The organism is Pseudomonas sp. PvP089, assembly GCF_017875165.1.
GTDB lineage: Bacteria > Pseudomonadota > Gammaproteobacteria > Pseudomonadales > Pseudomonadaceae > Aquipseudomonas > Aquipseudomonas fortuita.
The window spans coordinates 6,020,312-6,039,338 of record NZ_JAGGME010000001.1 but is presented as its reverse complement, the minus strand read 5'-3'; the positions used below and the strand labels follow the sequence as shown (position 1 = coordinate 6,039,338).

Genomic DNA, 19,027 nt, shown 5'->3' with positions numbered 1-19,027 from the left:
GTCTTATGCTCCGTGGATCAGTTTGGTCAGTTGGGTTTGGGTGGAAATGGTGGCTTCTGCAGCAGCAATGCCCATGCTGCGCAGGCCGTCGTGGTCGACTTCATGCCGGCGCTCAGCTGTTGCAAGGCGCACGTCTCGCCAGTCGGCTTGCTCGATCACCAGCCGCAACTGTCTGGTAAGCAAGGTGATCTGGTCTTGCAGGTCCAGACTGCGCAGTTGTTCGCTCAGCGCAGCCTCGACCGCGCGAACGCCAACAGCCAGCGCCCCTTCATGGTCGAGCGAGTGCCGGTACTCGGCAGTGCCCAAGCGTTCGGTGAGGCTGGCCAGCTGGCGTGCCGTCTGCGCGGCGGTGCTTTGCTGCTGCCGGGCCAGATCGGTGATTTGGTCTTGCTGCTCCAGGCTGCGCAGCTGCTCACCGACCAGGGCGCTGGCCATGGCCGCCAATGGCGCCGCCAATGACAGGTTCAGGCCCGCCGGACTGCTGACGATGGTCACGCTATCCGCCGGCAGCGCCGTCAAGGACAGGTCGTATGCCAGCAGCAAATCGGTATTGGCCGGCTTGTAGGTCAGTGCATCTGACGGGTGCGACCACACTGCCAACAGCGTGCCATCGGCCAGCAGAAAGCCGATTTCACGCACCCAGAACGCGGCCGGGCCATCGGCGAGGGCGGTGATGTGAATCAGGCTGTCACTCAGCCGCTCACCGCCGGCAATGGGGTACTTGGCCACCTGGGTGCGCAAGCTGGTTTGCTCATTGGTCGGGGTGTAACCCGACGTACCGAGCGCGACGTGGGTGATCTGGGCAGAAAGGCCGGTGTTGGTGGCATTCCAGACCGCCGCCAGGCCTTTCTTGGTTATCACCGGTTGTAAAGGGGTACTCATAAAACAGCCTCCATCGTGCCGCGCACGACAATGCGGGCCTGTACCGCATTGGCGGTCAGCACGGTTGCTTCGGAATGGATCGGAACGGGCTGCGCCTCGGCATAACCCCGAGTCACAGCACGCGCATGGGTAACGCTGGCGAGCTGCAGCGCCTGCTCAGAACGCGGAATCGGTACCACCGGCGTTTCCATCGTCAGCCGGTGTAGCTCCCGCGCCTGGGTGGCGTTGGCGAACTGCAAGGCCTGCGCCGATGGATCCACCGGAACGGGCGCAGGCTCCACCGTCTTGCGATGCAGAAGCTGGCCCTGACTGGCCCCGGCGGCTACCAAACCGCCATCGAACCGGGCGCCAAGCCGGAAGGTGTAGTGGCTTCGCTCGTTCTTGGCCGCGTCGACCAAGGCACGCAGGCGTTGCTCCAGTTGCGGCGAGATGATCGAGCCTTCGCCCGGCCGGTTTTCGTTGGCCCACGCCGTGACCTGGAACGTGTACGGAGCGGCGTTGGGGATCTGGTGCCACTCTTTGACATCCGCGTTTACCCGCACAGCCCTGAGCACCCGCTTGATCGCGCCGACCGTGCCTTTGGTCCGATGTACCGGTATTGCCTCGCTGATCAGCTCCCGGCGCTGGTCGTCGGTGTACGCCGCTTCCCAGCCTTCAACCTTCAGTGCCCATCCCAGCCAGGGCAGGAAGTTCGCCGGGCAGCGGGCCGAGTCAGCGACCCCACGGATAACGTCTGGATCAAGGTCATGATCCCGGGCAGCTTCTAACACCCGCTCCAGGAACGTGGAATTTGATGGGAGAAGGCTCATGCGACCACCTTCGTGCTGAGAGAGATCGACACGCACTGGGGGTAGTGACGCTTGTCGCACACGATTTCGGTGGTGGGCTTCTTGAGGTCTACCCGGCGTACGCCTTGCACATGCAGGGCTGCATATACCGCTGACAGAGACAGCTGGCCTTCCAGATCCCGTGCTGCAGCTACCGCCTTGTCCAGGCTTGCCCGCGACGCAGCCTGGACTACAGAAGGCTCTGGCCCGGGCTCCAGTTCCAGGGTAGCCAGCACTTCGAAGTTGACCGGCTGACCCAGCTGGGCCCGCGGTCGATCGGTCACGGGCCGCACGCTCTCGGCGGAAAGGCCAGCCTGAACCTTGGCGACCAGATTCTCGGGAGTCTCTTGGCTATCAACCCGTGGCAGTACGGCCAGGGATACGTCCCCCGGCAAAGGATCGGTCAGGCCAGCGGTGTAGTCGCATACCAGGACAATGGCACCTTCGGGGAGCAGGGCTTTCAGCTCATCGGACACCGCTAGGCCGCTGAATCGAGGAGAGTCCACTGATACGCTGGCGATATTGGCGGAGGCACTCAAGCCATGGAACTCATAAGCCCCGCGACTGCCGGCGCTGGAGAGCGCCTCCAGAGATAACCTGGTGCGATACCGCAGGGCTTCGTCGCTTTCCATAATCGCGGGCTGGGGCGGCACAGCGTCTGGCTCTGCCGGGCGCAGGGTCAGCCTTTGCACACCGTAGTCCGCCGCGCGGTTTTCCAGATCAGCGCCCGTGGCATACGCCAGAAGGCTGGCTTTGGCCGCATCATTCACGCGCTGCCGGAGCACTAGCTCGCGATAAGTGCTCTCCTCGATGAGCTTGGTGACTGGATCCGACTTCAAGGCAAGCCGTGCTGCGATAGCTGGCTGCTCGCCCGCGGGGTAGCTGCTGAGGTACTGGGCCTTGCGGGTGACCAGGAGCGCTTCGAAGTCAAGCATTTCCACAACATCTGGCGGGGGCAACAGGCTCAGATCGATCATGCGGGTGGCTGTCATTGCGCAGCCCCCAGCTGTATTGGGGTCCGGATGTTCAGCGCGGCGTTGGTGTCGTTCTGCTTCGCCTCGATTTCAAGGGTGGCGCCACCGGATAGGGAATCGACGTCCAGGCGCACGACGGCCAAGGTGATGCGTGGTTCCCACTGCATGATGGCCACGGCCGAGGCGGCGTACAGCCGCAGACTGTTTGCTGCGTTTAAGGGCTGGTCGATCAGCTCGGGGACAAGGCTGCCATAGTCCCGGCGCATCACCCGCGTGCCGATGCGAGTGGTCAGGATATCCACGATGGACTGGGCGATGTGCGCCTCTTCAGAAATGGGCTCGCCGGTGTGTCTGTTCATTTCACTGGGCTCCCGGTCTTACCTGGTCCAGGCATTACACCCCCGTGCACGTGCTCAACCAGGCTGATGCCAGCGGCGATGACGTCGATCGACACCTCCACCTTGCCGGTGACCTTCTGGTTACCGGTCTGGGTGTAATTACCTTCATGCACGATGTCGCCGACGATGCGGATCCCGCCGTCGCTGATTACTTCGGATGTGCCACCGGACGGCAGGATCGCTCGCAGGTGATGCGCAACGCTGTCGTACTCGACCACAGCGCCATCGGCGTAGGTTCTGCGTTTGAGGCCTGCGCGATCGCCGTTTGCCGGGATCTGGTCACTGAACAAGCCGGTGATCGCGATGCCGTTGGCCAGTTGTCCGCTGGGGGACAGCAGGATCACCTGCTCATCCACTGTAGGAGGGTCCCACTCTCGGTCGGCACCGGCTCGCAAGGCGAGCCAGGGCAACCAGGTGGTCAGGATGCCGCCAGTGCGAACCTGGACACGCGGCGGCGCATGTTGCACCTCGGCGATCGTGCCAAGGCGGACCAGGTTTTCGAGCAGGCGGTTGAGTTCGGCGATCGAGTTCATGGCGCGATGGTCGCGCCACGCACGCGCAAGCGCAGCACGCTGCGCTTGTAACACGGCGGCCTACAGGCTGAGGTGGGAGAGAATGGCGTCCTTCAGGTTTTCCAGATCCGCGCTGCTGACGCCCAGCAATTGCCGTTCTTCGTACTGGACCGTTGGCCCACGCGGGGCGATTCGGTCGCGCAAGCCGTACTGGTGCACGCGGGCAATGCGGCCGACTCGGCCGGAGAAACCGACCCCGATGCCTTTAGCGTCACCGCTGGCCTTCAGATAGTTGGCCCGGCGCAGCTTCTGGAACATCTTGGCTTTGGCCTTTACGCGGCCGACCTTCTCACGCAGTTTGTGGGGGCGACGGGGGGCAAACGGGGTGCCGTCGGGATTCCGCTGGCTTGCGATCCGCGTCTGTTGCTGCCGGCGCAGCTGCTGCGCAAGAGTGCGGGCCAGTTTGATGCGGCCAGCTGGCTCAAGTCGCTGTAGGAGTGGGCCGGCGAAGTCCTCCAGGTCGTTGAGGTTAGCCATGAGTTGGACGCCGCGGGTGCATTGCTGGAAGAGCCATGGTCTCTGCCGGGGCAGGTGGTTGCCACTCGGCCACCAGTTCGCCACCCGCATACAGGCTCACTGGGCCGTGTTCTACGAAAGGCTCATACGGCAGCTCGGGAGCGTGGGTTACCTGAAACGTCCCATCGTCCTGGCGCTTCACCACCACTCGCTCGGTCAGCGCCAGGGTGATGCTCATGTCCACTTTCGACCCATCCAGGATGTCGGCTTCGAACTTGATCCCTTCGGCGGACTTATCCAGGTTCGTCATCAGCTCGGACTGGTTTACCCGCGCCCAGCCTAGGATCGGCAGCATGACGCTGTCTGGGTCGCCGGCGAAGTCGGTGAGCATGATCTGCAGCGTGTAGCCATATTCGAAGGACAGGCTTGCGGCGGCGGTGCATCGGACCTTGCCGGCATCGATGAACATGAGCAGTCGTTCGGGGTTGTTCTTCAATCCTGGTACTGCGGCGAGCAGATGCTCGCGAAGGCTATCTGGCTTGTCCATGGGTCACCTGGTGCTGGTAAACAAGATCGACCTGGGCGGCACATTCGGCCCAGGCCAGTTCGGTGCGCTCTTGGTCAGTCAGCAACTGGCCGTTGCGGGTCGGGGATGTTGCTTGCAGGATGCACGGCACCACCGCTGGACAACCACTGACGGTAAGCGTCGGCGCCGGTGATGGCGGGGCGCTGCCGCAGCCGGCGAGCAGCATCAGGCAAAGGCCGGTCAGCCCATTCCTGTAGTTCCTTGATTTCATGCTTGAGGTCCTCGATCTGCTGCTCGCGCTTCGCCAGGCCTGTGCGCAGCTCGCCCTGGAGCGTCAGCAGCTTTTTTTGGCCGTCACGAATGGTCGTAAGCGTGGCTATCAGTTCGTTGGTGTTGGCGAGATTGCGCTCTGCCGTGGTCTGCGCGGCGGCGATTTGCTCCTCGAGGAGCTTGGTCTTCGCATTGTTGGCATCGAGATACTGGTCGATACCCCAGACCGCCAGGCCCAGAATGAGCGGTATCGCAATGGCGCCGGCGAGCAGGAGCGGGGCAGGGCGCAGGTCAATCATTTGCGGTACCAGCCCAGTGCATTCATGTCGGATTCAGTCAGCTTCTGCACGTCGCCGATAACTATCAAGCAAGGCGAGGCCTTGAACTGGAGCAGGGCCTTGCGCAGCTCTTCGAGCTGGTCGGGGTCAAAATCTTCCGGAAGAACCAAGACATCGTTCGGGCAGATACGGTGTACAGCGAGGCTGTTGAGCAGGGGAGTGTTCATGCGGCCCCCTGAACGAGTGCACGGTCCTGGTGGCGCTCGAAGGAGCGCTGAAGCTTCACGTCGTACAGGTTTCGCTGGTAGTTGGGGCCGTTGTAGAGCTTGGCCACCGTCGCCCACTTCAACGCTTTGAGCGCCTTGTGCAGCACCTGGTCGGTCTCGATGAATCGCACGAAGGCGTCCAGCTGATCCGCTTCGCTGCGTTTCATGGCCGTCACAAAGTCTTGCACGCTGGAGTAGCCGAGCCTTTTCCAGTGGTAGCCCATCACCTGGAAGCCGCCCCAGCTGGCGGACTCCAGCGCAGCTTGTTCGTCGAACTGGCTCGCTTGGGCAAGGCGCTGATGCTCAGCAGTACCACCGATGTAGCCGCCGGCCTTCGGGTTGACCAGGTTAGGCACCTGCTTGGCCAGTTCGGCAGCCCGCAGGTTCAATTGCTCCTGGTCATCTGCTGGATCCCGTGCCACCTGCAGCCGTTCGTACATGACGTGGCGCTCAAACAGGATGACTGGCTTGCCGTTGTCGAAGAAGCCGCAACCTTGGGATTCAACCTCGTTCAAGGCATAGACCGCGGCTACCGGGACGCCAAGCCGCTGGGAGGCTTTGACCAGGTCCGAGTGTTTCAGCAGCTTCCGGACGTCCAGACCCATCAGGCTGGCCTGAGTTTTCGGCCCGGCCACCCCATCCGATACCAGGCCAGACTTGAGCTGATAGGCGCGTACAGCCTCTTCGGTAGCGTCACCGTAGTCGCCATCGGTCGCAAGCTTGGCGCCCTTGGTATTCAGCTTGCGCTGCAGGTCGCGGACTGCTTGAGAGCGATCGCCGTAGCGAAGTGTAATCATGTGGCGGTTTCCTCTTTGCGTGTGAAGAACTTCTTCGCGGTGGCACGGGTGAACTCGACGCCCAGCAAGCCGATGACGCCGCCGAAAAACGGGGCTGCACTGATCGGTATGCCGATCAAGGACAGGCCATGGCTGGCCGACAGGGCCAGAGCGCCACACAGAGGCGCCTCGACCGCCACTCGACGGATTCCGCCACCGCCGTAGATCACCCGTAGGGCGGCGATGACGATGGCTAGGCCGCCGGCGTACACGGCGGGCCAGTTGTGTTCGAGCCAGGCAGCGAGCCAAGCCCAACTTTCGGGGCGATCAGGCATTTTTTTCCTTCCTTGGTGAAGTGGGGCGAACGATCAGTCCCATAGGCTCACCGTCAGGCGCTCGGGCGCTGTTGTCTGGATTTCGGGAAGCGTGACCAGCAGGCCGGCGGGCAACACCGGGCCGTGACTGGCAAGGCCAGGATTTGCATTGAGGACGGCTTCGGCTACCCCAGCGGTGCGACCGTAGTGACGCCAGCACAGTGCATCGACGGTGTCGTTTTGCTGGGTGCGCTGCTGCTCGGCCATCACAGCAGCTCCACGGTGGTGCGCGATTTGCCCAGGAAGTCGCGGGTGGCCCAGCGTTGATCGCGGCGGTAGTCATCGATGGTCGGCGCCGATTCGTCGGCGTTCTTGCTACCGCTGGCGGTAGTGTCGTAGCCGCGGTACCGCTCGCAGACCTCGGCGCCGGCGGCACACTCGACGGCGCGGACGTACAGGTGTGTGCGCTCCAAGTTGCTGAGGAACTCGTCACCTGGGACGGTGGCCAGGGTAGTAAAGCCCTCGGCCTGCTTGAGGAACCGCCACTTGGCCAGGTCTCTGTTGACGCTGATGATCGCTGCGACTACGGCAGTTTCGAGACGGGCAGGGGTGACGCTGGAATCAATGCGCAGGGTTTGCCGCAGCTTGTCCAGATCGATGGACGGCCAGAAGGGGTCGCTGTTGATGTGGGTGCCCGGCACCGACTCGCTCGGTACCAGGCCGCCTGCAATGAATCCGCTCATGGTCGTGCTCTGAATAGGTCGGCGGTGGTCGGAGCTTCACAGCTGAGCCAATGGCCGCTGATCCGCCCCGAGCCGCCGGGTTGCGTGGGACGCTCGGTTAGCTGGCAGGGCCAGCGAGTTTCTTGAGGAGACGCTCGGCGCTTTCCAGTTCTTTCTTGCCGCCGCAGTGGTTGTCCTGCTCGATCGCACTTTTGAGCAGGTCGATACCGCGCTGCAGCTGGCCCGGCTCGCCCGGGTTGTTTGCGTCCAGGCCTTGAAGGGTCGCTCGGGCCAGCGCCAGTTTCAGCTTGGCACTGACCTCATCCGGCATGTCCTGGTCCTTGGTAAGCTCGGTAGTTCGCAGCAGGATCTCGATTGGGAACGGCTTGTCCGCTTTCTGCGCCTTGAGGGCGTTCTCGGCGACTTCCTCGGCAATCAAGCAGCCACTGGTGCGATCAAAGCGGTTGGCCATTTTCAGACCATGTTCCAAGACGTATGCCGCAACATCGAGGCCTGCATCCCAGTCGCCGGCGTCGAAGCGCCACAGCATGATGGTGGTAACCACATCATCTTGAGCGCCACGGCCCGCAGCCAACACGCCATCGATATAGGGCTTGTATTCGCCGATCAGCTCGGCTTTGAGCAGGCATTTGCTCTGAATCGACTGTATTTGCTTCAGCCGCAGCTGATCTTGCTGCATCTTGGCGAGCATCAGCTCGTACTGATTGAGCCCAGCCATAAGGGCGGCCGGCGCAGTGCTGGCCGCCTCTTTGGCGGCCCGTTTACGCAGCTGGGTTTGTTGCGAAAGGGTCAGGGCCATGGGTTACGCCTCAGACGGGGCCGGGTAGGTGAGGGCCTCGATGTTTTCCACCAGGGCCACAGCGCCGAAGTCTTCGATGACGTAGGCATCGTTGCTGGACTGGTAGTCGGCGATCCGGTCGAACTCGGGTTCATCCTTGACGTGCCGGCGACGTGCGCCTTCCTGCCAGTAAATCGACAGGTTCTTCAGGAAGGTGACCAGAACGGTGCCGGCTGGGAGGAAGGGTGCATCGACAACGGGGAGACCGCCCAGGCGGGCACGGCTGACAATCTCCTGCGCCGCGTTCTCTTCCTGGTTGGAGGCCGCTCCCTTCTCGACGGCCTTGAGCAACTTGTCGTGCATCAGGTCACGGCTAACCAGCACGACCAGGTCCGGGCGAGAGCGGTGCCATGGGTCCAGCATCTGGATGGCGTCGAATACCACACCGTCCAGAGTCTGGTAATCACCGCTGATCTCAGTGTCAACGCCGGCCACCTTGACGATCTTAGTAGCGCCAACCCGGATCTTGCCTTCGACGGCGCCCTCGTCCAGAACACGATCGGCCGCACCTTCGCGGATTTTCTGCAGCCAGCCTTTGTTGACGTCCTGCAGCAGTGGGTTGGCGGTGCGGTCAGTGGTAACTGCCACCAATTTGCCGTTGAAGCCAATCATGATGCGGTCGAGTGCCTGACGCTCGACGATGGCATTGGTGAGCAGGACCTGGAACTCTGGGAATTTTGCCCAGGCATCGAGCAGCGCGTAGGGGAACGACGTGTCGAAGTTGGTTTGCACGCAGTTGTAGCTGTCTTTGGACATTTCGGCGACGTTGGCCGGGTTGCGGCGGTTGCCGGCGCTGGTGTTGGTGCGGCCGGCCACCGGGCCATTGACGCCTGCGAGCAGGGCTTCGCCTTGCTGCTCATCGACCCCGATGATGTTGATCGCTTTCAGGAATGCCGAGGACTCCTGAGTGGCCTTTTCCAGGGTCTGCTGCACGGTCGGCGCGACGTTGAATTTCTCGGTGGCACTGGCCACCCCGTTGACCAGCGCAATTTGCGCGGCCAGGGCGGTGAAGGCGATGCGGGTTGCGTTACGCATTGGGTGTTCTCCGGGTGTTCGAGCTGGGTGGTATCAGAACTGGGTCAGCACTTTGCCGTCGCCACCAGTGGCAGGTGGGCGCTGCTTTTGGCTTTGGTCTTCGGTCTCGCCGAGGCGCTTGACCAGGTCGTTGAAGTCGGTAGTCAGCTTGGTGACCTTTTCGACCAGGTCAGTACGGGCGGCCACTTCTTCAGTGAACGCTTCGCCTTGTTCCTTGGCGTGCGTGGCCAGAGCCTCGATGGCGTCAGTCAGTTCGGAGAACTGGGCGTCATCCTTGACGGCTTTGTCCTTGCTCTTGCCGAGGGCTTCCATCACCCGCGAGAACAGGCCGGCGACCTTGCTCTCGTTGTCGGTGACTTCCTCGAATTCGAGCGCGATTTCAATGGCCTCGGAGAACAGGTTGTCCGGGTCATTTTTTCGCGACTTGAGAGGGTTGGCGTCGGGATGCTGGGCGCTGAAAGTGAGCATCTCGGTGCCCAGGCTGGCCGGGGTGTCGGTTACGGCAATGCCGTCCAGGTAGGCGCGGCCGGTATCGGCGAACTTTGGGCGGATCTCGATGCTGGTGAAGATCTTCTGGCGGGCTTTGTTCAGGGCGATCAGGTCAGCGGTAGGCTCGATCTGGGCGAACAGGGCCAGCTTCTTCTTGCCGGCGACCTCAACTTCTTCGGTTTTCAGTGCAACGACATCGCCATAGGCCTTGAACGGACCGTCCGGCAGAACGCTGCGGAAGTGTTCCAGCCAGACGCGAGCGCCGTAGGTATTCGGGTTGTAGGTTTCGGCAGCATCCACCAACCACTGGCGCTCGATGGTGCGGCCGTCAGTGGTTGCGCCTTCAACGGCGACGCGGAAGAACTTGCTGCGGAATTTCTTGCTTGCTGCCATGCGGGCTGTCCTCAGTGCGGTGGCGTTGTGCCTTGCGATGAGGGGCATGGTCCGCAGCGGGCTGTTATACGGCAACGCGCTGCACTTGTAGGCCTGCGGGCTACAGGGGGCGCCAGTGGGTGAACGCGCGCGCGAGCGGCAGCATCGGCGCCATGAATACTACCGCCCAACCTACGACCGATCCCCGCCGCCAAGCCAAGTTCATGTATTGGACGGGTTGGCGCGTCACCGATATCGCCGATCACCTGGGCGAGAAAGAGAAAACCGTCCATAGCTGGAAAGCCCGCGACGAGTGGGACCGTGCGGACAATGTTGAGCGGATCGGGGGCGCCCTCGAAGCGCGCTTGGTTCAGCTGATCCTCAAGGACGGGAAGACCAGCGGCGACTTCAAAGAAATTGATCTCCTGCACCGGCAGTTGGAGCGGCAGGCACGAGTTCAACGTTACCAGAGCGGCGGCACTGAAACCGACCTCAATCCCAACATCGCCAAGCGCAACGAGGGGCCGAAGAAGCAGCCCAAGCGTAACGAGCTGGACGAAGAGCAGATCGAGAAACTCGTCGATGCCTTCCGAGATAGCTGCTTCGACTACCAGCTCGACTGGTACCGCGCTGGTAATCAGCGCACCAGGATGATCCTCAAGAGCCGGCAGATCGGGGCCACCTTCTACTTTGCCCGGGAGGCGCTCATCGACGCCATCACCACCGGCCGGAACCAGATTTTCCTGTCGGCCAGCAAGGCACAGGCCCACCAGTTCAAGACGTACATGCAGGCTTTCCTCAATGAGGTCCTGGGCATCAAGCTGACCGGTGATCCCATCGTGCTATGGAACAATGCTGAGCTGCACTTCCTCGGTACCAACTTCCGTACTGCCCAGGGTCGCTCCGGGAACTTCTATTTCGACGAATTTTTCTGGGTTCATGGTTTCGCCGAGATCAACAAGGTGGCCTCGGGCATGGCCTTGCACAAGAAGTGGCGCAAAACCTACTTCTCGACTCCGAGCAGCATGGCCCATCCGGCCTACACCTGGTGGACCGGCGAGCGTATCAACAAGGGCAAGCCCACCGCCCAGCACATCCAACTGGACGTTACTCACGAAGCGCTGCAGCAGGGCCGGCTGTGTGAGGACAAGATCTGGCGGCAGATCGTCACGATCATGGATGCCGAAGCCCGGGGCTGTGATCTGTTCGATCTGGATGAGCTGCGATTGGAATACGACGCAGCAGCGTTCCAAAACTTGCTCATGTGTCAGTTTGTGGACGACGGTGCGAGCATTTTCCCGCTCAGTATGCTGCAGCCCTGCATGGTGGAAAGCTGGGATTGGCCGGGCTACAGCCCATTCTCCGCCCGACCTTACGGGGAACGCCCTGTCTGGGTGGGATATGACCCGGCAGAAACCGGTGACTCGGCCGGCCTGGTGGTGCTCGCTCCACCGCTGGTACCGGGCGGCAAGTTCTTCCTGCTGGAGAAACATCAGTTCCGCGGGATGGACTTCAACTCCCAGGCCGAGACGATCCGCCAGATCACCAGGCGCTACAACGTCGCCTATATCGGCATCGACACCACGGGCATGGGCAGCGCCGTGGCCCAGCTGGTGCGCCAGTTCTTCCCGGCGCTTCGCACTTTCACCTACAGCCCCGAGGTTAAAACCCGCTTGGTCATGAAGGCGTGGGACGTCATCAGCAAAGGCCGACTGGAGTTCGATGCCGGTGCAACAGACATCGCTCAGTCCCTTATGGCCATACGCAAAACCATTACACCTGGTGGTCGCCAGTTCACATACACCGCGGGCCGAAACGAAGCCACTGGCCACGCCGACTTGGCCTGGGCGCTATTCCACGCATTGCACAACGAGCCGCTTGAAGGCCAAACCGCAACCAATACTCGCATCATGGAGATCTTCTGATGGGCAACATCGATCTGGCCGGCGCCGCGCCGGGTCCTGCCGGCGAGCTGCTCGCCACCCCCAATGCCCGGGCCGAGGCTTTCACCTTTGGCGATCCGGTACCGGTCCTGGACGGGCGCGAGATCCTGGATTACCTGGAGTGCTACAGCAACGGCCGATGGTATGAGCCACCGGTTTCGCTGGATGGACTGGCCCGGTCGTCGAAGGCCAGCGTCTACTTGCAGTCTGGGCTGATCTTCAAGCGCAACGCCTTGGCCCGGACATTCATCCCCCACAGGCTGCTGACGCGCCAAGCGTTCGAGCAGATCGTCATGGATCTGGGATGGTCGGGCAATCTTTACCTGGAAAAGCGCGACAACATGCTTGGCCGGGCGATGGGGCTTCGTCCTTGCCTGGCCAAGTACATGCGCCGTGGTGCGGACCTGGAGACCTATTACCAGGTGCGCGGCTGGCGAGACGAGCATGAGTTCAGGGCGGGCAGCATCTGCCACCTGCGTGTGGCGGATATAAACCAGGAGGTGTATGGCCTACCGGAGTGGCTGCCAGCGCTGCAGGCCGCGTTGCTCAATGAGTCTGCCACGCTGTTCCGCCGGAAGTATTACCAGAACGGGAGCCATGCCGGCTTCATTTTGTACATGACCGACGCAGCCCAGAACGAAGACTTTGTCGACGACCTGCGTACGGCGATGAAAAGCAGCAAGGGCCCGGGCAATTTCCGCAACCTGTTCATGTACGCGCCCAACGGGAAGAAGGACGGCATTCAGCTGATCCCGATCAGCGAGGTTGCGGCAAAGGACGACTTCGGAGCGATCAAGAACATCAGCCGCGACGACCAGTTGGCCATGCTACGCATACCACCCCAGCTGATGGGCGTGGTGCCACAGAATGCGGGCGGCTTCGGTTCGGTCCGCGACGCAACTCAGGTTTGGGCCATGAACGAGCTGGAGCCTGAGCAGGCCAGGCTGAGTCAGATCAACGAATGGTTGGGTGAAGAAGTAATCCGATTCAACCCATATGAGATACCGCCAGGTAACATAAACTGATTTACGAAAAACAAAAAAGCCGCCAAAGAGGCGGCTGGTTTGGTGGTGGGTATAGTTTAAATCTTGGTGCTTGGTGCTTGGTGCTTGGTGCCTGAGGTAGGTCTAGATAATAAGAGCTGCTAGTGCTTCAACATCTGTAATTATCAGATTTTTACTTAGCGGTTCAATTATCTTGCCTTCGTAAACCAAAGTGTATTGAAAGCGATACTCTTTCTCTGGTGAGTAATCTGGGGTTTTTAGAAAAGCCATGCCCCATAAAAGTGGCTTCAATCGATCTAGTGTCAGATCGCAACCGTCACCGAATGTTAGCGCCCTTGGGGCATACGTAACCAGCCCATGTTGGACTGACAGGTCCAGTTTGTTGAGATCAAGACTTTCAGGGACAACGTGCTCGCCTTTTTTCCTCTTTCTCCATATCTCTCGTAGCAGAAGACGACCTAAACCATAGGCAAAAAGATTCGCGCGTTGGCGATCCATCAGCCACTGGGAGTCGTAGTGAGGCAAAATTTCGGCTGCTTCCTCCGGGGTCCGCACCTGCGCCATGCAAAAGATAAAACTGTTCAGCGCTTCTCGCTTTATTACTGCTGTCGAGTCAGTAAGTTCAACAGTCTTCCCGTCGATGACCCTCGGGTTAACATGAATAAAGTATGCGTCAGTACGCCCTGGGAATTGCACGGGCTCGACGCCATCTTCGTCTCCCCATAGGCAAATTGTATTCTGCATCAAAGTCTGAAACCAGGAACGCTCAACTGCGACTGTTCCTCTAAAGTTAAGCGAGAAAACGTAGGTGCCCTCGTCGGCATCAGCGATTTCCTTGATCTCTGTCGCCTGATACTCAAATAGAGTTCCTAGCTTCAGCGTATTCCTCGACTTAATATGGTCTTTGGCATAGCACCTTTTGGCTAATAGCATTTTTCATGTCCATCCATTGGGATAGTTGTCAGCAACTGACTTCGCAGCCAGCTTGCGCCCTCGCCACGCTTGGCTAAGCGTATCGGAATTTCTGTGCCCCTGCAGCAGGGCGCGGGCCGATCCGTATCTGGACTTAGCTAGGTGTGAGGTGGATGTGAGTTCTATCAGATGTCTGGTTTGGGGAAATGGGCCAGGGTGATCCTCTCCAACGCATCATCCGCTTCAATGTTCAGCCTCTTAATATGCGCTCTCTCTAAAAGGCCTACGATCGAAAATGCACTGATCAATCCATGGACATTCGCATGATGCCATGTAGCAGTATCTTTGTGTCCCCGGATATATCTTATAGCCTCCCGGACGATGATCATTGTTTCTTCAGCGTTGTTTGGTTTTTTGACCATTGCAGCCTCTAGTTTTCGTCGTCGCAACCTAATGCATCTACCATGTCAGCATCAGCTTCCTTGATCATTACTTCCCGCTCCAATCGATTGAATTCAACTGAGCTTATGAGACCTAGGTTCCTTAATGTTTCAATCGCCCCACGTGCGTAGCCAGCAGCATGAAATGCCCCAAGGCCTAGGTCATGTTTTTGGACTGCTGAACGCGCGTCGTTTAGAACAGACTCAACCTTATTTGTATCAAGCTTCATTCTTTTTCCTTTTTGAGAGCGGAGGTTGCCTTTGCGGTTGGGGGTAGCTGAGCGTAACTACGGTGTTTGCTTGATCTAAGAATCAGCTCGCGCCCCATCAAAGCGAGCGTCTCAGGCTTAAAGTTCCGAACCGTTACATCCATCCTCATTCTGTCAATCGCTCGAAAACCCAGCATTTGATAGTGCCTCCGGTTAATCGGCTGTGAACTGCGATGTTTTTGTGCAGACACCTAGGCGAGCGACTTTTCCACATGGCCTCACGCAGGGCTGTGTCGAATCGAAGCGATTGCCCATGTTCTCTGATCAAGCGGGAGAGCTCTGGCAAATTGACCGCCAGAACGTTTGAGCGGCTGGTGTGGTTATAGTCCACCCCTTTGCCGTCGAGATAAGCCAAAGCCTCCCAGAAAGACTTAAGGATATCCGGCGCGATGGGTTCGGTGCGACCCAGGCTGTCGATCTCTGGGGTAGGTAGGCCCAATGCATTAGACACGTCAGTTAGTTGCTGGTGGATTAACGTACGTAGCGCTGGGTCTCGAGTGCGATAGAGCTCTTTGCCTAAAGCTAGGCGAAGTCGGTGGTTAGCAATACGAGTGGCTGCCGTCGAGCGTTTATCCAACTGATACCCGCCGGTCTTTCGGAGAGCTGGCAGTACTTCATCGCAGACCCACGACTCGAAGCTTCTGGCCTCCTCCTTCCTGCTTTTGATTATCAGGCGGTAGAGGTTGCCTTCATCGATGAACTGGAGTTCCTGCTGGCCTTTCTCGGTGAGGGTGTAACGTTTCGTTATACCCTTCTCTCGGCAGTGGTCGCCCACAGTCTTGCTCGCATTGCTGTAGCCAAGGACTGTGCAAATGTCCTTCGCGCAGAACCAATGCTCCCCATCTTCTCCTGTCATCACTCGTACCGGCAGCGCATCAAACTCAAAAAGCACGGGGATGGTCATCGACGCGTTCCTTGCGGTGTCTCGTCCAGTGTGGAGCTCTGATCTGAATAGTTTGCCCAGCCTGGCAACGGCCGACAAGTCGTCCTACACCCGGCGCGCGCCCTCGTCCCCCCGCCACGCCTGCGGGCTAAACGTGTCGGAATTTCTGCGCCCCTGCAGCCAGGGTCAGACCGCCCCGTGTCTGGGCTTGGTGGGGTGATGAGCTGTGTGCGAGTTCTGCGAATCCCTGCAGCGGAGGGGTTTCTGGTGGCGAAAGGGGAGCTGGGGCGTCTCGTTCTGGGGGAGCCCATGGGAAAAAGGTAAGTTTTTGTGGAGGGGGCTTGATGGAGGCTGAGGTGCCCGGATTTGCTGGGGTTGGCAGCTAACTTTGGATGGTTAGGAATGGTTAGGTTTGAGGTTAGGGATTCTCAAGTGCCTGATTTTAAAGGGTTTTATTTTTCAGAAACTGACTATAGGAAAAGGTAAGGAAATTACTATTACTTAACCAAAACCTAACTTTTACAGGTCTTCTGGAGCCCAGAGACGGAGAGGGATGCAGCCTGTTCGCCAAAAAACTAACCGACCTAACCTTTTTCCGATGGGTCAACATCAAACGGTGGTCGCCCCTAGGGGGAGGCTGCTCGAGGGTGACGCGCAGATCTGCTTCTGCACACGCCTCTTGTTACGTGCGTTGTTACGCGTACTGTCTAAACGACATGAGGAAACGCGCGTAACTGCTTGATTTGGTGGTGCCGGCACCAGGAATCGAACCCGGGACCTACTGATTACAAGTCAGTTGCTCTACCATCTGAGCTATACCGGCAATGGGGCGTCATTATAACGATCGTTTGGCGCCTGTAAACCACTTCCTTGCGAATGTTCGCAAAAGACCTAAGTCACCGGCCCAAAAGGAGAATTTTCCTACCAGCCGCGGTGGATGGTGTTGACGCTTGGCTCGCTTTTGCCCGGGTTGAAGAACAGCTTGTCGTTGTCGCAGCCGCGCTTGCGGCAGGGGCTTTCGGTGCGCAGGGGCAGGCCGTTGTCGCCGCCCAGTTGCATGCCGGGGTGGTTCCAGCCAAGGTTGCTGTTGTGGTGAGGCGAGGGGCCGTTGGCGCAGCCGGTGATGGCCAGGGCAAGGGTCAACAAAGCGAAGGATTTGGCTCGGGTCACGATGGTCGGGTCCGTTGGTCCATTGTCGGTTCTGGCGCAACGCCAGACGGCCGCGGGGCTGGCGGGCAGCGCGCGACGTCACTTTTTAATGATTTGGGGGGCGGATGATACACCGTTACGGCGGGTGAGCATTAGCCTTGTGTTGTCTGGCATGGCCTCTTCGCGGGCATGCCCGCTCCCACAGGTTTAGTGACTGCCTTGAAAGTGGTGCAGTAATTGTGGGAGCGGGCGTGCCCGCGAAGAGGCCGTAAGCTGTATGAAAATTCTGAACCAGGAGGCCAAAAGCTTCAGGGTTTGGAGGGTTCGGAAGTATCCTACGCGCGCTGCCGAAGGATCGCTGTTGTCGGGGAAGTGGCTCACAGATACTGTTTTCGGGTCGCTCAGGCGACCGGGTGTGAGAGCCCGACTTTGAATAAGCGCTACCTGTCATGGTGGCCGTACGTGGGCAGACCTCGGTCTGGCCGGGCTTCCTTATTCACTCGGTTTCTCACCCCGCGTACGGCTGCCGCCCCAAATCCGTGAGAAAGATTTTTGGCAGCCTCCTTTTTCGTGAATGAGGATTTGCCATGAAACAAGATGAGCCAGTCACCACCGCAGGCGTGGAAACCTTCCTTGCAGCCGGTAACCCATCCCTAAATCTGCTTCGCGTTCAACCCGGCGTTCCGGTGGACGCTGCCTACGAGCATGTCTCGATCCTGATGGGCTACATCAAGCACCTAGTGCGCGAGGGGGATATGGAGGACGACCATAAATTCCTGGGGGCTGCCGATTACCTGTGCGACATGGCCAAGGCGCTGATGAACGATATCGAGATCGCCAAAGGTAAGGCGCACTGAGACTTTGAGAGGGGCTGCTTTGCAGCCCTTTCGCGGCACAAGGCCGCTTCCACAAAAGCCGCTTGCGCCAACCATAAGAAATGTTTATGCACAAGTGGCATTGGCGGCTTGCGCGAAAGGCATGCCGCATCGCTACGCCGCTGGTCTTTGCGCAAATGCCTGTTTTTACTGGCCTGCAGCTGCGACCAGGAATAAGCCAAACCCTTGAAATAGCGCTTGGATCCAACAGGTAATCAAAAGCTTGTTCACAGACTTATCCACAGGTTGTGCTGCGGCTAAAGGTCACGTTCCGCGAGTATCAGCAGGTTGCGCGGGGTCAGCGGGTAATCGCAGAACAGGCCCAGGCGTACCTCATAGCCTTGTTCTTCGAGGAACAGGGCGCGATCAAGCACCAGCCACAATTCCAGCGGCCGGCGGAACAGGTTACGTACGCGCTCCAGGTTGCGTACCTCGGCCAGTCGTTGCCACCCGGCTGCTTCCAGGGCGGCCCAGTCCGGGTTGCCGTTCAAGGGCAGTTGTTTGAGGTCGGCCAGGTCGCGGCAGTACTGCTCGTAGGGCTTTTCCAGCCAGGCGACCGGCAGCGACGGCGTTGGCAGGTATTCGCCGGTCTGGCGCTGCTGGCGTTGCAGCAGGTCGAAGCCCAGGCGGCGGGCCATCGAGGTGTCGCGCTGGCGCCGCACGCGGGCGCCGGCAGTGACGGTTTCGCTCAGGGGCAGGCCCAGGTCGTCCAGCGACAGCTGCAGGCTCGATGCTTTCGCGGCTGTGGATAACGCCTGGTAGTGCGGCGCCGCGATGCGGTTGTAGCAGCAGGGGGCTACGGCGAGTTGCCGGCAGCCTTGCTGGCTGGCCAGTTGCATCAGGCGGACGTGCAGGTCGCCACAGGCATGCAGGGCGACCACGCTTTTGTCGCCGGCCAGGTGGCGGGCGCTGTCGCTGGCCATCACATCCTGGTGTACGTGCTGTGCTGGCAAGTGATGGTGGGCGCTCAGTGCCTGGCCGGCGGCAACCAGTTCGGCGTCGTATTCCAGGCAGGTCAACTGCTGGCCGGGTTGTAGCAGGCGACGGCCGAGGTGGCCTTTGCCGGAGCACCAGTCCAGCCAGTGGTGGGGTGGGTCGCGGAAGGCCAGGTGGCTGGCGAAGGCTTCGATCTGCTGCCATTTGCGGCCGGGGACGGCGACGTCCAGGCGGTGAGCGGCAGGTGGCAAGTCGGTTTGCGGGAGGCTGCCGAGGGCGGCGAGCTGTCGGGCCTGCTCGGACAGTTGCGGGAATGGGGCTGGCAAGCGGTCAGCGGCGCTGTCGGCTTCGGCGTCTGCCAGGGAACATTGGCGCAGGTGGGCGGCAAGCTGGGGGTGGGTGGTTTCCCAGGCCAGTTGCAGGGTGGTGAAGGGGCGGGGTTTCCACAGCTGTTGGTGCTCGATCAGGAACTGGTCGAGGGCCTTGAAGCGGGTGCTTAGGTGGTGGCTATGGAGGTGGCTGGGCATGGGTAGATGTGTGTTGGGTTTGAAGGCCTCTTCGCGGGTGAACCCGCTCCCACAGGATTAGCACAGGTTTCAA

General features: G+C 60.1%; 25 protein-coding genes, 1 tRNA gene and 1 pseudogene. 3 read left to right on the top strand and 24 right to left on the bottom strand.

Features of this window, described 5'->3' with window-relative positions:
• Positions 1-3 precede the first annotated feature (3 nt).
• The 17 genes and pseudogenes from J3A71_RS27620 to J3A71_RS27545 all read right to left on the bottom strand — a co-directional run bounded on the left by J3A71_RS27620 (position 4) and on the right by J3A71_RS27545 (position 10,037).
• Entirely contained in the window at positions 4-882 is an 879-nt protein-coding gene (locus J3A71_RS27620) for a phage tail protein (RefSeq protein WP_029885316.1), read from the bottom strand.
• On the bottom strand, positions 879-1,691 hold the full coding sequence (locus tag J3A71_RS27615; RefSeq protein ID WP_029885315.1) for a phage tail protein I: 813 nt from the start codon (positions 1,689-1,691) through the stop codon (positions 879-881). The genes J3A71_RS27620 and J3A71_RS27615 overlap by 4 nt, the downstream gene beginning before the upstream one ends.
• On the bottom strand, positions 1,688-2,686 hold the full coding sequence (locus tag J3A71_RS27610) for a baseplate J/gp47 family protein (protein ID WP_029885314.1): 999 nt from the start codon (positions 2,684-2,686) through the stop codon (positions 1,688-1,690). The genes J3A71_RS27615 and J3A71_RS27610 overlap by 4 nt, the downstream gene beginning before the upstream one ends.
• A gap of 11 nt (positions 2,687-2,697) precedes the next feature.
• Positions 2,698-3,042, bottom strand: a complete 345-nt coding sequence (locus J3A71_RS27605) for a GPW/gp25 family protein (protein ID WP_029885313.1) — start codon at positions 3,040-3,042, stop codon at positions 2,698-2,700.
• Entirely contained in the window at positions 3,039-3,614 is a 576-nt protein-coding gene (locus J3A71_RS27600; RefSeq protein ID WP_029885312.1) for a phage baseplate assembly protein V, read from the bottom strand. The genes J3A71_RS27605 and J3A71_RS27600 overlap by 4 nt, the downstream gene beginning before the upstream one ends.
• Before the next feature lie 60 nt (positions 3,615-3,674).
• Positions 3,675-4,130: a phage virion morphogenesis protein gene (locus tag J3A71_RS27595; RefSeq protein ID WP_029885311.1), complete on the bottom strand. Its 456-nt coding sequence runs from the start codon at positions 4,128-4,130 to the stop codon at positions 3,675-3,677.
• Complete coding sequence (locus tag J3A71_RS27590) at positions 4,123-4,656, bottom strand: phage tail protein (protein ID WP_029885310.1); 534 nt, start codon at positions 4,654-4,656, stop codon at positions 4,123-4,125. Before J3A71_RS27590 ends, J3A71_RS27595 begins: the two co-directional genes overlap by 8 nt.
• Positions 4,640-4,906: an Rz1-like lysis system protein LysC gene (lysC, locus tag J3A71_RS31555; protein ID WP_218277031.1), complete on the bottom strand. Its 267-nt coding sequence runs from the start codon at positions 4,904-4,906 to the stop codon at positions 4,640-4,642. The genes J3A71_RS27590 and lysC overlap by 17 nt, the downstream gene beginning before the upstream one ends.
• Positions 4,830-5,204: pseudogene (locus tag J3A71_RS27585) on the bottom strand (hypothetical protein); the annotation flags it as partial. The gene lysC and the pseudogene J3A71_RS27585, both read right to left, overlap by 77 nt.
• Positions 5,201-5,410 (bottom strand): hypothetical protein, encoded by a 210-nt coding sequence (locus J3A71_RS27580; RefSeq protein WP_029885308.1) that lies wholly within the window; start codon positions 5,408-5,410, stop codon positions 5,201-5,203. The pseudogene J3A71_RS27585 and the gene J3A71_RS27580, both read right to left, overlap by 4 nt.
• Positions 5,407-6,246, bottom strand: coding sequence for an N-acetylmuramidase family protein (locus J3A71_RS27575; protein ID WP_029885307.1), 840 nt, complete (start codon positions 6,244-6,246; stop codon positions 5,407-5,409). Before J3A71_RS27575 ends, J3A71_RS27580 begins: the two co-directional genes overlap by 4 nt.
• The gene (locus J3A71_RS27570; RefSeq protein WP_016484478.1) at positions 6,243-6,560 is read right to left on the bottom strand and encodes a phage holin, lambda family; all 318 of its coding nucleotides are present in this window, start codon (positions 6,558-6,560) and stop codon (positions 6,243-6,245) included. The genes J3A71_RS27575 and J3A71_RS27570 overlap by 4 nt, the downstream gene beginning before the upstream one ends.
• Positions 6,561-6,593: 33 nt before the next feature.
• Positions 6,594-6,806 (bottom strand): tail protein X, encoded by a 213-nt coding sequence (locus J3A71_RS27565; RefSeq protein WP_029885306.1) that lies wholly within the window; start codon positions 6,804-6,806, stop codon positions 6,594-6,596.
• On the bottom strand, positions 6,806-7,282 hold the full coding sequence (locus J3A71_RS27560; protein WP_029885305.1) for a head completion/stabilization protein: 477 nt from the start codon (positions 7,280-7,282) through the stop codon (positions 6,806-6,808). The genes J3A71_RS27565 and J3A71_RS27560 overlap by 1 nt, the downstream gene beginning before the upstream one ends.
• Before the next feature lie 97 nt (positions 7,283-7,379).
• Positions 7,380-8,081 (bottom strand): phage terminase small subunit, encoded by a 702-nt coding sequence (gpM, locus tag J3A71_RS27555; RefSeq protein ID WP_029885304.1) that lies wholly within the window; start codon positions 8,079-8,081, stop codon positions 7,380-7,382.
• 3 nt (positions 8,082-8,084) lie between these two features.
• Complete coding sequence (locus J3A71_RS27550) at positions 8,085-9,155, bottom strand: phage major capsid protein, P2 family (protein WP_029885303.1); 1,071 nt, start codon at positions 9,153-9,155, stop codon at positions 8,085-8,087.
• 33 nt (positions 9,156-9,188) lie between these two features.
• The gene (locus J3A71_RS27545; protein WP_029885302.1) at positions 9,189-10,037 is read right to left on the bottom strand and encodes a GPO family capsid scaffolding protein; all 849 of its coding nucleotides are present in this window, start codon (positions 10,035-10,037) and stop codon (positions 9,189-9,191) included.
• Between the two features lie 152 nt (positions 10,038-10,189).
• On the opposite strand from J3A71_RS27545, the gene J3A71_RS27540 reads away from it, so the two are divergent.
• Positions 10,190-11,941 (top strand): terminase ATPase subunit family protein, encoded by a 1,752-nt coding sequence (locus J3A71_RS27540; protein ID WP_029885301.1) that lies wholly within the window; start codon positions 10,190-10,192, stop codon positions 11,939-11,941.
• Positions 11,941-12,984: a phage portal protein gene (locus tag J3A71_RS27535; protein WP_050492177.1), complete on the top strand. Its 1,044-nt coding sequence runs from the start codon at positions 11,941-11,943 to the stop codon at positions 12,982-12,984. The genes J3A71_RS27540 and J3A71_RS27535 overlap by 1 nt, the downstream gene beginning before the upstream one ends.
• Before the next feature lie 102 nt (positions 12,985-13,086).
• On the opposite strand, the gene J3A71_RS27530 is transcribed toward J3A71_RS27535, so the two are convergent.
• The 6 genes from J3A71_RS27530 to J3A71_RS27505 all read right to left on the bottom strand — a co-directional run bounded on the left by J3A71_RS27530 (position 13,087) and on the right by J3A71_RS27505 (position 16,637).
• Positions 13,087-13,896 carry a hypothetical protein gene (locus J3A71_RS27530; protein ID WP_029885299.1) on the bottom strand — a complete coding sequence of 270 codons (810 nt, stop codon included), beginning with the start codon at positions 13,894-13,896 and terminating at the stop codon, positions 13,087-13,089.
• A 164-nt stretch (positions 13,897-14,060) separates the two neighbouring features.
• Positions 14,061-14,297 carry a hypothetical protein gene (locus J3A71_RS27525; protein ID WP_029885298.1) on the bottom strand — a complete coding sequence of 79 codons (237 nt, stop codon included), beginning with the start codon at positions 14,295-14,297 and terminating at the stop codon, positions 14,061-14,063.
• 8 nt (positions 14,298-14,305) lie between these two features.
• Complete coding sequence (locus J3A71_RS27520) at positions 14,306-14,545, bottom strand: hypothetical protein (protein ID WP_096425468.1); 240 nt, start codon at positions 14,543-14,545, stop codon at positions 14,306-14,308.
• A gap of 145 nt (positions 14,546-14,690) precedes the next feature.
• Entirely contained in the window at positions 14,691-15,488 is a 798-nt protein-coding gene (locus tag J3A71_RS27515) for a BRO family protein (RefSeq protein ID WP_033744332.1), read from the bottom strand.
• Positions 15,489-16,214: 726 nt separating this feature from the next.
• A tRNA-Thr gene (locus J3A71_RS27510) sits at positions 16,215-16,290 on the bottom strand.
• Between the two features lie 98 nt (positions 16,291-16,388).
• Positions 16,389-16,637, bottom strand: coding sequence for a hypothetical protein (locus J3A71_RS27505; protein ID WP_060518051.1), 249 nt, complete (start codon positions 16,635-16,637; stop codon positions 16,389-16,391).
• A 566-nt stretch (positions 16,638-17,203) separates the two neighbouring features.
• On the opposite strand from J3A71_RS27505, the gene J3A71_RS27500 reads away from it, so the two are divergent.
• Positions 17,204-17,473: a DUF3077 domain-containing protein gene (locus J3A71_RS27500; RefSeq protein ID WP_016484491.1), complete on the top strand. Its 270-nt coding sequence runs from the start codon at positions 17,204-17,206 to the stop codon at positions 17,471-17,473.
• A gap of 275 nt (positions 17,474-17,748) precedes the next feature.
• On the opposite strand, the gene J3A71_RS27495 is transcribed toward J3A71_RS27500, so the two are convergent.
• Complete coding sequence (locus tag J3A71_RS27495) at positions 17,749-18,954, bottom strand: methyltransferase (RefSeq protein ID WP_096425469.1); 1,206 nt, start codon at positions 18,952-18,954, stop codon at positions 17,749-17,751.
• Positions 18,955-19,027 lie beyond the last annotated feature (73 nt).

Bases quoted from the DNA above. Each gene is read 5' to 3' on its own strand.
- J3A71_RS27520 (WP_096425468.1), bottom strand. From the start codon at position 14,545: ATGAAGCTTGATACAAATAAGGTTGAGTCTGTTCTAAACGACGCGCGT.
- J3A71_RS27575 (WP_029885307.1), bottom strand. From the start codon at position 6,246: ATGATTACACTTCGCTACGGCGATCGCTCTCAAGCAGTCCGCGACCTG.
- lysC (WP_218277031.1), bottom strand. From the start codon at position 4,906: ATGAAATCAAGGAACTACAGGAATGGGCTGACCGGCCTTTGCCTGATG.
- J3A71_RS27540 (WP_029885301.1), top strand. From the start codon at position 10,190: ATGAATACTACCGCCCAACCTACGACCGATCCCCGCCGCCAAGCCAAG.
- J3A71_RS27600 (WP_029885312.1), bottom strand. From the start codon at position 3,614: ATGAACTCGATCGCCGAACTCAACCGCCTGCTCGAAAACCTGGTCCGC.
- J3A71_RS27610 (WP_029885314.1), bottom strand. From the start codon at position 2,686: ATGATCGATCTGAGCCTGTTGCCCCCGCCAGATGTTGTGGAAATGCTT.
- J3A71_RS27565 (WP_029885306.1), bottom strand. From the start codon at position 6,806: ATGGCCGAGCAGCAGCGCACCCAGCAAAACGACACCGTCGATGCACTG.
- J3A71_RS27495 (WP_096425469.1), bottom strand. From the start codon at position 18,954: ATGCCCAGCCACCTCCATAGCCACCACCTAAGCACCCGCTTCAAGGCC.
- J3A71_RS27620 (WP_029885316.1), bottom strand. From the start codon at position 882: ATGAGTACCCCTTTACAACCGGTGATAACCAAGAAAGGCCTGGCGGCG.
- J3A71_RS27525 (WP_029885298.1), bottom strand. From the start codon at position 14,297: ATGGTCAAAAAACCAAACAACGCTGAAGAAACAATGATCATCGTCCGG.
- J3A71_RS27530 (WP_029885299.1), bottom strand. From the start codon at position 13,896: ATGCTATTAGCCAAAAGGTGCTATGCCAAAGACCATATTAAGTCGAGG.
- J3A71_RS27550 (WP_029885303.1), bottom strand. From the start codon at position 9,155: ATGCGTAACGCAACCCGCATCGCCTTCACCGCCCTGGCCGCGCAAATT.
- gpM (WP_029885304.1), bottom strand. From the start codon at position 8,081: ATGGCCCTGACCCTTTCGCAACAAACCCAGCTGCGTAAACGGGCCGCC.
- J3A71_RS27560 (WP_029885305.1), bottom strand. From the start codon at position 7,282: ATGAGCGGATTCATTGCAGGCGGCCTGGTACCGAGCGAGTCGGTGCCG.
- J3A71_RS27515 (WP_033744332.1), bottom strand. From the start codon at position 15,488: ATGACCATCCCCGTGCTTTTTGAGTTTGATGCGCTGCCGGTACGAGTG.
- J3A71_RS27605 (WP_029885313.1), bottom strand. From the start codon at position 3,042: ATGAACAGACACACCGGCGAGCCCATTTCTGAAGAGGCGCACATCGCC.
- J3A71_RS27570 (WP_016484478.1), bottom strand. From the start codon at position 6,560: ATGCCTGATCGCCCCGAAAGTTGGGCTTGGCTCGCTGCCTGGCTCGAA.
- J3A71_RS27590 (WP_029885310.1), bottom strand. From the start codon at position 4,656: ATGGACAAGCCAGATAGCCTTCGCGAGCATCTGCTCGCCGCAGTACCA.
- J3A71_RS27615 (WP_029885315.1), bottom strand. From the start codon at position 1,691: ATGAGCCTTCTCCCATCAAATTCCACGTTCCTGGAGCGGGTGTTAGAA.
- J3A71_RS27580 (WP_029885308.1), bottom strand. From the start codon at position 5,410: ATGAACACTCCCCTGCTCAACAGCCTCGCTGTACACCGTATCTGCCCG.
- J3A71_RS27545 (WP_029885302.1), bottom strand. From the start codon at position 10,037: ATGGCAGCAAGCAAGAAATTCCGCAGCAAGTTCTTCCGCGTCGCCGTT.
- J3A71_RS27595 (WP_029885311.1), bottom strand. From the start codon at position 4,130: ATGGCTAACCTCAACGACCTGGAGGACTTCGCCGGCCCACTCCTACAG.
- J3A71_RS27500 (WP_016484491.1), top strand. From the start codon at position 17,204: ATGAAACAAGATGAGCCAGTCACCACCGCAGGCGTGGAAACCTTCCTT.
- J3A71_RS27535 (WP_050492177.1), top strand. From the start codon at position 11,941: ATGGGCAACATCGATCTGGCCGGCGCCGCGCCGGGTCCTGCCGGCGAG.